The following is a 10,989-nucleotide window of genomic DNA, read 5'->3' as shown; positions in this document are numbered from 1 at the left end:
CCCATCAGCCATCGCATCAAGAAATGCGCCTGGAACGACGACTATCTCATCAATGCCATCACTCATATGCGATAGCCCTGCCCACAAGGGGGAGGTCGGCAGCTTCGGCGTCCCGCCGCTTCTTTTCAATCAAATCCATCAAGCGAGGCTGACCATGAGCGATTCCCGTGCTCGCGATATTCTGTCGCGACAGGCAGAACTGGAGAGCGAACGCAGCCAGTACGAGCATGTCTGGGAGGCGGTGTCCGAATTCTGCGACCCCGATGCGCCCGATATGTGGAGCGGCCGCCGCCAGGCCGGCACGGATTCGCAGGCCGAACGGCAGGAGCGGCGCGGTGCGCGCGTCTACGCCAACACCATCAACTCGGCCGCCAACCGGCTGGCCGCCGGGCTGGAAAGCCTGATCATCCCGCAGTCAGAGAAATGGCATGGGCTGTCGACCGCGGCAATCAACGACGAGGAAACCGACGAGGAAAAGGAATGGGCGGAAGCGCTGCGCGATTTCCTGTTTTCGCTGCGCTACTCCGCCAATTCGAACTTCGTGCCGGCAACACAGGCATGCCTGCGCAATGTCGTGCGCTACGGCCCAGCCTATCTCTACGCCGAGGAGGGTTTTGGCGGCACGCTGATCCGCTATGCCTCGATCCCCGTGGTCGAGGGCTATCTCTCGCGCAACCGCTGGGGCCAGGTCGATATTTTCCACCGCCGCTACGAGCGCACGGCGCGGCAGGCGGCGCAACTGCTCGGCTATGAAAAGCTGCCGGTGCGGATCAAGGTTCTGGTCGACGACCCCTCGAAATGCGAGACGAAGATCTCGCTGATCCAGTGCATCCAGCCGCGCGACGAGCGCAAGATGTACAGTCTGAGCGGCACCTATCAGTATCTCGATACGGCGTTCGCTTCCTATCACGTCATCGAGGACGAGGAGGTGATCGTCAGGGAAAGCGGTTTTCGCTCGTTCCCGGTATCGTGCTTCAACTGGCGCCGCTACGAGGGCGATCCCTACGGCATCTCGCCGACCATCGAGGCGCTGACGACGGTGCGCGAGGAGAACGCCGTGCGGCGCTCCGGCCTGCGCGCCCTGCAGCAGATCACCGATCCGGCGACCGCGTCCAAGGCGCGGCTCGACTATGTGCCGGTGCTCAATCCCGGCGAGAATTATCCGGGCCTGATCGACGATGCCGGCCGGCCGCTGATCGCGCCCATCGCCACCGGCCAGAACCCGACCTATGCGTTCAATTATGCCGACAGCCGGGCCGAGGAGATCCGGGACATGATGTTCGTCAACCTGTTCCAGACGCTGGTGCAGAACCCGCAGATGACGGCGACCGAGGCCTTGATCCGGCAGGAGGAGAAGGGCGCGCTGCTCGGGCCGTCCGGCTCGATCATCCAGGCCGGCTTTGCCAGCAATCTCGACCGCGAGCTGGGTATTCTGGAAGACAAGGGACTTTACGAGGAAGACAGCCGCTTCCTGCCGCCGGCGAGCCTCGCCGGCAAGGCGCTGCGGCCGACCTTCACCGGCCCGCTCGACGTGCTGCGCCGCTCGGCCGAAGCCCGCGACACCATCCAGGTGGTGACGACGGCCATGCAGATGGCGCAATTCGATCCCGGCATCATGGACAATATCGACGGCGATGAAGCACTGAAGATCGTGCAGGGCGCGGGCCGCAGCCCGCAGCGCATCTTTCGCCGCCAGGACGAGGTGGCGGGCATTCGCGATGCCAGAGCCAAGGCGCAGCAGGCGCAGGCCGGCATGGCGGCGGTCGCCACCGCCGGCAAGGTCGCCAGGGATGCCGTGCCCGCCGCAGTGCAGGCGCGCGACAGCGGCCCGCTCGATGGGCTCGGCGGGCTGATGCCGCAGGGTGTGCAAGATGCTTCGGGCGGGCAGCGCGCATGAGCGGCAAACGCTTCGCCCATTCCAGCCAGGCCGGCGGCCCGGCCAAGGCGCGGGATGCGCTGGCCAAGGCCTATCTCAGGGTGTTCTCAGGCCAGGACGGCGAAATGGTGCTGGCCGACCTGACGGCCGCGACCGGCTATTATCGCCGGCCATCCTATGGCGAGTGGCTGGCCAAGACGAAAACTCCAAACGGCTTCGAGCTGCACAGCGCGCTGAGCAACGCCCGCGCCGAGGTGGTGCAGCACATCATGGGGTTCCTGACGCTGGACGAAGCGCAACTGGCGGCACTGGAGAAGGCGGCGAGGGCGGAGGGGAGGTAGGGTTTGGGGCTACAGGATATCTGAACGCGAATAGCCATCGGTTCTGCGGTGCATCAATTCTGCAAGGCGCAGTCCAAATACCACGTGTTCAGATATGTTGGAGTTTGCAGCGTGACCCGCGCCTTGGTCGGAGGACCTTCAACATCTGCTGTCCTCATAACGAACGTGTCGAGCATGAATGTCGTGCTATCAAATGCAGCGACCTGATACACGCTGCGTTGGAAGATATCGTATTTCGTTGAGGATGGTTTGAACGTGCTCGATTTGCTGGTTACAATGAAGTGATCGGCAAATTCTTGGATATCGAATTTCCTGGCCTTGTTATTTGCGACGAATTCCGGGCTACCAGATGACGGTATGTCGGACCACGTGCGGAAGTCGCTCACCGTACATAAGAAGACGTCGCCGTCTTTCGAGTTTGCCGGCTCCATCGCAAACAAGCAAGCCAGCAAAAGGATTACGAGGCGGAGGATCACCGGCCTCGAAGTTGCAATAGCCCGCATCGCTCGTCCCCCTTGGTAGGGAAGATAGCGCTGACCTCTAATCAGCGGAAGGACCAAATCAGGGAAAAGGATGCGCCGAGGCTGAAGCTGCTTCCCTCTCCCCGTTTTACGGGGAGAGGATGCCGGCAGGCAGGTGAGGGGCGGTGCCGGCATTTCAGAAGTTTGCGCTGCCCCTCATCCCCCTGCCGGGACCTTCTCCCCGCAGAACGGGGAGAAGGGGGCACGCTCAATAATCGCCGTTATAATAGCGGTCGTCACAGGGGGCGGTGTAGATGCGGCCGCTGTTGCGATCCTGATAACGGCAAAGCTGTTCGCCGCGCGGCTGCGGCGTGGTGGCGTTGCCGACGACGGCGCCCAGCAAGGCGCCGGCTCCGGCACCGATGACCGTGCTCTTGGTGTTGCCGCCGATCGCCTGGCCGGCAAGCGCACCGGCGCCGGCGCCGAGCAGCGCACCGGTGCTGGTTCTCTGCTGTGCTTCGGTCTGCGCGCAGCCTGCCAATGCGGCGGTTACGAGCATGGCGGCAATGGCTCTGGAAATGGTCATCGTCTGGTACTCCCTTGAAGTCTATGAACTAATACACGGGCCGATTTTGCCAAGTGCGGTGGCATTTGCGGCGGAACATAGGCACTGAGCCTCACGAAATAAGACATGGTTGTTTTAGTCTGACAGCTCGGTTTCGGAAAGAAATGTAACCGAACAAGACGACGGAGCTTCATCTCAAATCGACCTTCGAGGGGCTACGCTGCCTCGATCTGCATCACCTTTTTTGCCGCAGCGGTCAGAAATCCGGATCGGCTGTAGCCGTGGCGCTCTGCATATCGATCGATCTGATCGAGGATATCTTCCGGAATGGTGACATTGACGCGCACGACTTTCGCCGCTTCCGCTTTCAAGGGAACCAGGATGGCGACACCGCTCAGATTGTCCTTGTCCGACATCACTTCCTCCAGGGACGACGGCTCGGGAATTGCTTCGCCATCCTCGACCAGCCCCTCGACATGAAAGGCCAGTGCTTCCTCGGCCATGGCGCGGGCATCATCCAGATTGACGCCTGCTGTCACCAGGCCCGGAAAATCGGGGAAGGAGACGCCGAAGTCGCTGTCCGCTTGCTTGTGGATCAGTCCGATGTAGTTCCGCATTTCTCTACCTCAGCTTCAAGCCGGATTGTTTTTCGATACTCTTGAGAGTGCCGATCGGGATGTCGCGCTTGGGATGCGGAACTGTCACGCGGCCCGGCTTGGCTTTGTGCTTGAACTGGGCGTGACTTCCTTTTCGAGCCACTTCGCACCAGCCATCCGCCAGCAGCCTATGAATGACATCGGCGCTCTTCATGTTGTGTATAGATACACACAGAAGGCCTAAATGTCCATGAGATTTGCGGCAGATTACGTGCCGCGGTCCAGTTGAACCTTCCTCAAATCCCCAAAAATGGAGATACCAGATGACCCGAGGTCTTCCCCGGACGCTTTCGCGTGCCGCCGCCAGAGAAGCCGGCCTTGCCCCGCCCAAGGCGGGGCTTACCGCCAGGACGACCGGGCAGGGCGGCGCCTACCGCACCGTCTTCTCCTTCAATGCCATGCCGGTGCCGGTCACCGATGCACTGGCCTATGCCAGTCAGAAGCTGTTCGATTTCATCGATGGCAAGATCCGTATCAAGGGCGGCACGGCAAGATTGCAGTTCGCGGTGCTGACTACCCGCGCGTCGACCATCAACGACAATGCCGCGCTAACCTGGTCGCTCGGCTCGACGGCAGCATCGAGCGCTGTGCTTGCCGGCACCATGGTCAATGTGCTGGGCGCGACCGGCCGTACGCTGGATGGCGCGGGTGCCGCGCTGTCGAGCGCATCGATTGCCGATGTTGCCGCAGCCGCTACGCTCGACGGCACCGTGACGCCGGTCGACCTCTATCTCAACCTGGCGTTTGCCACCGGCACGGATATCGACGCTGACGGCACGGTTGCCGTCACCGGCACTATCACGCTGCTCTGGGAGAACTGGGGCGACAATATCTAGGTTCCCTCCAGATATGGGTGATTGGCGAAAGCGGAAGTGACGGCCAATCTCCCCCCGCGTGGGGGAGATGCCCGGCAGGGCAGAGGGGGGCGCTGTCCCGCCGGCTTATCCAGCTGATTCGTGCTTGCAATCTTTCCCGGGGCGTTGGTGACGAAGTGCACCGGATCCTCGCGTTCCTTCGCGCCCCCTCTGTCCTGCCGGACATCTCCCCCACGAGGGGGGAGATTGGCAGCTTCGCCGCTGGCTCTCTCTAAACCTCAACATAAGGAATCTTTTCATGACAGATATGGCAGACGCCGGGTCCGTGGTGGCGGCGCCACCGGCGGGCAACCTTGCACGGCCATCGGCCAACGGAGACAACGGGTCCGCCCCGCCTGCGGCCAAAAGCTGGTTTGACGGTCTTTCCGAAGGCAACCGCAAGCTTGCTGAAACCAAGGGCTGGACCAAGCCTGAAAGCCTCGATCGGGTTTTCACCTCTTATGCGGAGCTGGAGCGGCAGCAGGGTGAGAGCCTGCGCGTTCCGGCAGCCGATGCAGCCGCGGAAGACTGGGACAGGTTCCATGCCCGACTGCCCGAGGCGATGCGTCCGCTGACCTCGCCCGACAAGGTCGAGTACAGGCGCCCCGACGGGCTCCCCGAAAACTTCGCCTATTCGGACGAGCTCGCCAATGCGTCCAAGGCCTGGGCAGTCGAGGCAGGTGCTACCCCGAAGGTCGCGCAGGCCTATCACGACCGCTTCGTCGGCTACATGGCCGAGCAGGCCAAGGCACAGCAAATCGCCGTTGCCCGCTCGGTCGAGACGACCCACGACGACCTTGTGCGGGATTGGGGACCGACCGGCAGCGATGGCTTTCGCCAGAAGCTCGAGGTCGCCAACAGGGCGATGAAGAAGCTCGGCCTGGTCAATGCCTATAAGGCGAAGGGCATCCTTCTGCCGGATGGCGCCTTGACCGACCCGCAGATCGCCAAGGCGTTCCACGCCATCGGCGAGGCGATGTTCCGCGAAGACACGATCGACGGCGGCGCGGCCTTGAGTGGAGGCAATCCCTTCAAGCGCAATGCTGCCGGCGAGCGCAACCTGACCGGCATCTCGGCGCTGGTCAAAAGCGACCCCGCCCGTGCCCGGCGGCTGGCACGCGAGGCCGGCGAAAACCCCGATCTATGGATGCCCAACAACCCTCTCTGAAATTGGACCATGATCTTTTCCGAAAACCGGTTTCCACTTTTCTGGATCATGGTCCGCCAATCTCCACAAACCTGAAGGAAGACAAAAATGGCAGACGCCTATACCCGCATCGCGGACGCGATCGTTCCGTCCGTCTATGCGCAATACTCGTTCGAAGAGCATGTCCAGTCGCTCGACATCTACCAGGCCGGGATCCTGTTTTCCGACCCGGCCATCGCCTCGAAGCTCTCCATGGGCGGGCGTTCCGTCGACATGCCCGGCTGGAAGGATCTCGGCAACGATCCCTCGGAGCCGGTCAATGACGACCCGGCCGACTCGATCGAGATGAAGAAGATCGGTGCGCGCCGCGAAGTCGCGGCCCGCAATGTGCGTGCGCAGGCCTGGGGCATCCCGGACCTGACTTCGATCCTTGCCGGCGACGATCCGCAGAAGCTCATCGTGCGTCGCCAGACCGACTACTGGCAGCGCGCCAACAAGCTGACGCTGCTCGGCATCCTGAAAGGCGTGCTGGCCGACAACATCGCCAATGACGGCAGCGATCTGGTGCGCGTTACCGGTGCTTCCATCGTCGACACCGACATCATCGAGGCCGCCTATCTGATGGGCGACCGCGCCGACAAGTTCAAGACGATCTGGATGCATTCGAAACAGATGAAGGCGCTGAAGCTCGCCGACCTCATCGACTATGTGCCGTCGTCCGAGCAGGGCGGGCCGCTGATCCCCTACTACATGGGGCTCAGGGCCGTCGTCGATGACGATATTCCGGTCGCCGGCGGCGTCTACACCGCCTTCATGTTCAAGGACAAGGCGATCCTGTGGAACGAGCTGCCGGTCAACACCGAAGGCGGCCCGCTCGAGTTCGACCGCAAGCCGCGGCAGGGCCATGGCGGCGGCGTCACCGAAATGGTCGGCCGCCGGCATTTCGTGCCGCATGTGCCGGGCACCCGCTTCCTCGACGCGTCCTCGGCCGGCGAATTCGCCACCGATGCCGAGCTGGCACTGGCAGCAAACTGGGACCGCACGGCGTCGAGCGTCAAGCACATGACGTTCATCGCGCTGAAGACGATGGAGGCCTGATCCGGCCGGAAGGGGCGGGCATCAGACGTCCCGCCCCTTCTGGACACCAGGTCGGCCGGTGTGGCGAATCCCAAGTTCACCCGCTGCGCCGCGCCGGAGTGATGCGAATTTTGCGGTTCGCCACAACGTTCATGTTGCTCGTTTGGCCAATCGACGGCACCAAACAGTTACAAGAAAGGGCGATGCTGCCTTGTCTGAGCAAGGGAGGTAACTATGAACGTGAAGTACAAAACAGTTCAGGAAGTGCTCCGAAAAGCGGGCATTGTCATGAGCAAGAAGGGGGAAGTTCATCGCATAAACTTCTTCAGCGGTCTGGAGGACACCGCCTACTACACACCAAGTCTTCAAGATGCCCTGGACAAGGGCTTGGCTCTGGCGGGAGGTGCCGGAAGGGTGAAAGCAAGCGTCTTTGCCAAGTCAGCCGAAACAGGGATCTCGACCGGCGCACGCATCGGCTGACACAATCCAGGCAAGACATCGCCGCATTGCGCGGCGGTGTCGTGAAACTGCAACAACCGAAGCATTGCCGTCTTCCTCGCTCGAATGGAAAAAGACGGATCACGCAGCACGTGCCACCCATTCCCTGACGGGCGGCTGGCATCGTGACGGCTCCATGCACGAGACGTGCAACGTTCTGCCCAAGCAACAATCACAAAGAATCCCCAGCCGCCTTGAAGCGGCTTTTTGCCGTGGAGGCACCATGCCCCGTTTTCCCCGACCAACCACACAGACAGAGGCCTGAGCCATGGCCATCACCCCGCTCGATATCGCCAACATGGCGCTCGCCGTGCTCGACGAGGCGCCGATCGACAGTCTCGACCAGGACGCCAAGGCGGCGCGTCTGCTCAATCTGCACTTCGACCTGACCCGCGAGGCCGAATTGACCAAGCACGCCTATGTCTTCGCTATCCTGGCGGCCTCGGTCGCCGGCTTCGACACCGGCAGCGGCGCTGGCACGCTGAACTTTGCCTATGAACTTCCCGCCGACTGCCTGCGGCCCTTGCCGCTGACCCATAATGGCGAGCCGGACGGCGTGCCGCTCTCATGGCGGCAGGAGGCCGGGTTGGTCTATTCCGATCAGGCCGGGCCGCGCCTCATCCGCTATATCGCTAACCTGACCGACCCCAACGACTGGGACGCGCTGTTCACCGAGGTGCTGGTTGCGGCGCTCGCCATCAAGATCGCGCATCCCTTGACCCACAAGGCCGGCATGATCGACGTCGCCCGCAGCGCCTATGACAGGGCGCTGGATGCCGCCTACTCGGCCAATGCCATCCAGCGGGGCGGCAGATTGTCCGCGATTTCCTGGGCTTTCCAGCGCGGCGACAACAGGTTCGTCGGCCGATGACCACGCTCTATCCGGTCCAGGACGCTTTCATCCGCGGCGAGATTTCTCCCCGCTTGCACGCTCGCGCCTCGCTTGAGCTCTACCGGGCGGCGCTGTCCAAGTGCACGAACTTCGTCACGCTGCCGCATGGCGGCATCAGAAAGCGCGGCGGCACCTATTTTTGCGCGGAGGTGAAGGCTCCGTCAAAGGCGACACGGCTGATCCCGTTCATCTTCTCGGCCGATCAGGCCTATGCGCTCGAATTCGGCGACCTTTACATCCGCGTCTACGCCTATGGCGCCCGCGTCGGTACGGTCGAGGTGGCGGCCCCTTATCTCGAGGCCGATCTCTTCGACCTGCAGTTCGTCCAGTCGGCAGACCAGATGTGGATCACCCACAAGGATTATCCGGTCAAGGTGCTGACGCGCACCGCGCACACGACTTGGACGCTCGCCGATTTTGTCTTTCTCGACGGCCCATACGACAAGATCAACACCACCGCCACGACCTTGACGCCGGCCGCAACCGGCAACGCCATGCCGGTTATGGCCTCGAATACGCTGCCAAGCGGCACGGTCAGCAACAGCAACGGCTCATCCGACGTGTGGCAGGCTTTCGGCGGCGACAAGCAGGAGGGGGTGGACATAGCGGGATTTCCGAGCGGGTATCTGCGCTACCAGTTCGGCGGCGACGAGGCCAGGGCAGTCGACGCCTACTGGATTACCGCGACGAATGATCACTCAGACACTGTCTCGCCGACCCAGTGGCAGTTCCAGGCCTCGCACAACGGCACCGACTGGACGACGCTCGACAGCCGGGACGGAGAGACCGGCTGGTCCAAATCGGAAACCCGCTTCTTCGACGGCTTCAACAACACGGTTGCCTACGAATTTTATCAGCTGCTGTTTTCGGGCGGCGACAGCGACGGAACCGCTATCGCCGAACTGGCCCTGCACGAATACGCGCCGTCGCAAACGCCGTTTGATCTCTCGGCCTCCTCGGTCGTCGGCATCAACGACGGCACTGGATTCCAGACCAGCGATGTCGGCCGCGCCATTCGTCTGCTTGGCGCAGATGGCTTCTGGCGCTGGGCCAAGGTCACTGCCCGCACCAGCATGACGGTGGTCACCGTCCAGTTGTATGGGCATGCTCTTCCCGATCTCAGCCCGATCATCCGCTGGCGTCTCGGCACGTTCGTGCCCGGCAGGTACGTGCAGAGCGGTTCGCTTTACGAGGAGCGCCTGGCGTTCAGCCGAAAATTCTCGGTCTATGCCTCGCAAACCGGCGATTTCGACAACTTCGCCACCGGCGAGAAAGACACCGACGCGCTGGAATTCGTGCAGGCCGGCGGCGGTCAGGCCAATGACATCACGTGGGTGGCGGAATCGGACGGTGCGCTGATCATCGGAACGCTTGGCGGGGTGAGGGCGCTGTCCGGCTCTGGCATCGACGAGGCGCTGACACCGTCCTCGTTCAAGAACCGCCGGTCGCGGACCTTCGGCTGTGCCCCGATGCGTCCTGTCGATGCGGGGCAGTCGTTCCTCTATGTCACCCGCTCCCGCAAATCGATCGCCGAGCTGACACAAAACGCCACCGGCCGCTTCACCTCCGACGACGTCGGTCAAATATCGGAGCACATTCCGAAGAAAGGCGTCGTCGAACTCGCCTTTCAGACCGACCCCGACCCGCTGCTCTGGTTCCCGCTCGGGAATGGCGAACTCGGCGGCTACACGCACCAGCCGTCGCAAGACGTGCGCGGCATGCATATCCACCAGATCGCCGGAAGCTTCGCCGGATCGAACTGGGCCGTTGTCGAAAGCGCCGTGGTGACGCCCGGCCAGGACGGCAATGACGACCTGTGGCTGATCGTCAAGCGCACGATCGGCGGCGTGACCAGGCGCTATATCGAAATAAAGACCGTGCCGTTCGAATATGCGGCAATCGAGGACGCTTTCGAGGTCGACTGCGGGCTGACCTATTCGGGTGCTGCCGTCAATGTCGTCTCCGGCCTCGATCATCTCGAAGGCCAGGCGGTCGACGTGCTGGCCGGCGGCAAGGTCTACAAAGGGCTCACGGTCGCTTCCGGCCAGGTGATGCTGCCCGGCGGCGCCACCGCCGCCAAATGGCAGGTCGGGCTCGGCTACCAGTCCGAGGCCAACACGCTGGAGCTGGACGTCGGCGGCCGCGACGGCTCGATCGTCGGCCGGCGCAAGAAGGTCGCCAAGCTCATTCTTTCGCTGCTGGAAACCGACATCGCCGGGCTTCAGGTCCAGTCGTTTATCCGCGGCCGATGGGAGCAGGTTCGCATCCCGTCCGTGGTTGCTCCGGGTGCCATGGCGAAATTGTTCACCGGCAATGTCGAGGTGCCGATCGACGACAGCTGGGAAGGGCAGGGGCGGGTGAAGATCCGCCACGTCAATCCGACGCCCTGCACGATCAGGGCGATGACACCGGTGTTCGACGCCGAGCCTTAGACGCATTGCAGGTTGGCGAAACTCTTGACGACGGCCGATCTCCCCCCTCGTGGGGGAGATGTCCGGCAGGACAGAGAGGGGCGCTGTCCCGCCGACCAATCGTAATTACGTCCTTATCCATTCTGGCCTGACCGCAGTTAGCTAAAGCCGCGATCCTTCGCGCCCCCCTCTGCCCTGCCGCGCATCTCCC

Annotated in this window: 12 protein-coding genes; 8 read left to right on the top strand and 4 right to left on the bottom strand. The window is 62.6% G+C overall.

Annotated elements, in window-relative coordinates; genetic code table 11:
- The first annotated feature begins 154 nt into the window (after positions 1-154).
- Together NKH01_RS16610 and NKH01_RS16605 are read left to right on the top strand one after the other, a co-directional pair.
- Positions 155-1,897: a portal protein gene (locus NKH01_RS16610; protein WP_353021202.1), complete on the top strand. Its 1,743-nt coding sequence runs from the start codon at positions 155-157 to the stop codon at positions 1,895-1,897.
- Positions 1,894-2,217 carry a Bbp19 family protein gene (locus NKH01_RS16605; protein WP_023718149.1) on the top strand — a complete coding sequence of 108 codons (324 nt, stop codon included), beginning with the start codon at positions 1,894-1,896 and terminating at the stop codon, positions 2,215-2,217. The genes NKH01_RS16610 and NKH01_RS16605 overlap by 4 nt, the downstream gene beginning before the upstream one ends.
- 53 nt (positions 2,218-2,270) lie before the next feature.
- On the opposite strand, the gene NKH01_RS16600 is transcribed toward NKH01_RS16605, so the two are convergent.
- The 4 genes from NKH01_RS16600 to NKH01_RS16585 form a co-directional block, all read right to left on the bottom strand.
- Complete coding sequence (locus tag NKH01_RS16600) at positions 2,271-2,873, bottom strand: hypothetical protein (RefSeq protein WP_156948043.1); 603 nt, start codon at positions 2,871-2,873, stop codon at positions 2,271-2,273.
- Between the two features lie 73 nt (positions 2,874-2,946).
- Entirely contained in the window at positions 2,947-3,264 is a 318-nt protein-coding gene (locus NKH01_RS16595; protein WP_023718151.1) for a YMGG-like glycine zipper-containing protein, read from the bottom strand.
- A gap of 194 nt (positions 3,265-3,458) precedes the next feature.
- Positions 3,459-3,860: a type II toxin-antitoxin system HicB family antitoxin gene (locus tag NKH01_RS16590; protein WP_023718152.1), complete on the bottom strand. Its 402-nt coding sequence runs from the start codon at positions 3,858-3,860 to the stop codon at positions 3,459-3,461.
- Between the two features lie 4 nt (positions 3,861-3,864).
- Entirely contained in the window at positions 3,865-4,053 is a 189-nt protein-coding gene (locus NKH01_RS16585) for a type II toxin-antitoxin system HicA family toxin (RefSeq protein WP_353021199.1), read from the bottom strand.
- Positions 4,054-4,162: 109 nt separating this feature from the next.
- Between NKH01_RS16585 and NKH01_RS16580 the strand changes: the two genes are divergently transcribed.
- The 6 genes from NKH01_RS16580 (at position 4,163) to NKH01_RS16555 (ending at position 10,799) form a co-directional block, all read left to right on the top strand.
- Positions 4,163-4,735 (top strand): hypothetical protein, encoded by a 573-nt coding sequence (locus NKH01_RS16580; RefSeq protein WP_353021198.1) that lies wholly within the window; start codon positions 4,163-4,165, stop codon positions 4,733-4,735.
- Positions 4,736-5,012: 277 nt separating this feature from the next.
- On the top strand, positions 5,013-5,921 hold the full coding sequence (locus tag NKH01_RS16575) for a hypothetical protein (protein WP_353021196.1): 909 nt from the start codon (positions 5,013-5,015) through the stop codon (positions 5,919-5,921).
- 87 nt (positions 5,922-6,008) lie between these two features.
- The gene (locus NKH01_RS16570) at positions 6,009-6,998 is read left to right on the top strand and encodes a hypothetical protein (protein WP_023718156.1); all 990 of its coding nucleotides are present in this window, start codon (positions 6,009-6,011) and stop codon (positions 6,996-6,998) included.
- Positions 6,999-7,211: 213 nt separating this feature from the next.
- Complete coding sequence (locus NKH01_RS16565; RefSeq protein ID WP_352589722.1) at positions 7,212-7,457, top strand: hypothetical protein; 246 nt, start codon at positions 7,212-7,214, stop codon at positions 7,455-7,457.
- A 286-nt stretch (positions 7,458-7,743) separates the two neighbouring features.
- Positions 7,744-8,346 (top strand): phage connector family protein, encoded by a 603-nt coding sequence (locus NKH01_RS16560; protein ID WP_352589725.1) that lies wholly within the window; start codon positions 7,744-7,746, stop codon positions 8,344-8,346.
- Entirely contained in the window at positions 8,343-10,799 is a 2,457-nt protein-coding gene (locus NKH01_RS16555) for a phage tail protein (protein WP_352894108.1), read from the top strand. The genes NKH01_RS16560 and NKH01_RS16555 overlap by 4 nt, the downstream gene beginning before the upstream one ends.
- The last annotated feature ends 190 nt before the right edge of the window (positions 10,800-10,989 follow it).

Origin of the sequence: Mesorhizobium sp. M1403 (assembly GCF_040317695.1) — a bacterium.
GTDB lineage: Bacteria > Pseudomonadota > Alphaproteobacteria > Rhizobiales > Rhizobiaceae > Mesorhizobium.
The sequence above is the reverse complement of the archived record's forward strand: the minus strand, read 5'-3'. Positions and strand labels throughout refer to the sequence as shown.

What these genes read in the sequence shown, in the direction of transcription:
- NKH01_RS16610 (WP_353021202.1), top strand. Translation starts at nt 155, where the DNA reads ATGAGCGATTCCCGTGCTCGCGATATTCTGTCGCGACAGGCAGAACTG.
- NKH01_RS16605 (WP_023718149.1), top strand. Translation starts at nt 1,894, where the DNA reads ATGAGCGGCAAACGCTTCGCCCATTCCAGCCAGGCCGGCGGCCCGGCC.
- NKH01_RS16600 (WP_156948043.1), bottom strand. Translation starts at nt 2,873, where the DNA reads ATGCCGGCACCGCCCCTCACCTGCCTGCCGGCATCCTCTCCCCGTAAA.
- NKH01_RS16595 (WP_023718151.1), bottom strand. Translation starts at nt 3,264, where the DNA reads ATGACCATTTCCAGAGCCATTGCCGCCATGCTCGTAACCGCCGCATTG.
- NKH01_RS16590 (WP_023718152.1), bottom strand. Translation starts at nt 3,860, where the DNA reads ATGCGGAACTACATCGGACTGATCCACAAGCAAGCGGACAGCGACTTC.
- NKH01_RS16585 (WP_353021199.1), bottom strand. Translation starts at nt 4,053, where the DNA reads ATGAAGAGCGCCGATGTCATTCATAGGCTGCTGGCGGATGGCTGGTGC.
- NKH01_RS16580 (WP_353021198.1), top strand. Translation starts at nt 4,163, where the DNA reads ATGACCCGAGGTCTTCCCCGGACGCTTTCGCGTGCCGCCGCCAGAGAA.
- NKH01_RS16575 (WP_353021196.1), top strand. Translation starts at nt 5,013, where the DNA reads ATGACAGATATGGCAGACGCCGGGTCCGTGGTGGCGGCGCCACCGGCG.
- NKH01_RS16570 (WP_023718156.1), top strand. Translation starts at nt 6,009, where the DNA reads ATGGCAGACGCCTATACCCGCATCGCGGACGCGATCGTTCCGTCCGTC.
- NKH01_RS16565 (WP_352589722.1), top strand. Translation starts at nt 7,212, where the DNA reads ATGAACGTGAAGTACAAAACAGTTCAGGAAGTGCTCCGAAAAGCGGGC.
- NKH01_RS16560 (WP_352589725.1), top strand. Translation starts at nt 7,744, where the DNA reads ATGGCCATCACCCCGCTCGATATCGCCAACATGGCGCTCGCCGTGCTC.
- NKH01_RS16555 (WP_352894108.1), top strand. Translation starts at nt 8,343, where the DNA reads ATGACCACGCTCTATCCGGTCCAGGACGCTTTCATCCGCGGCGAGATT.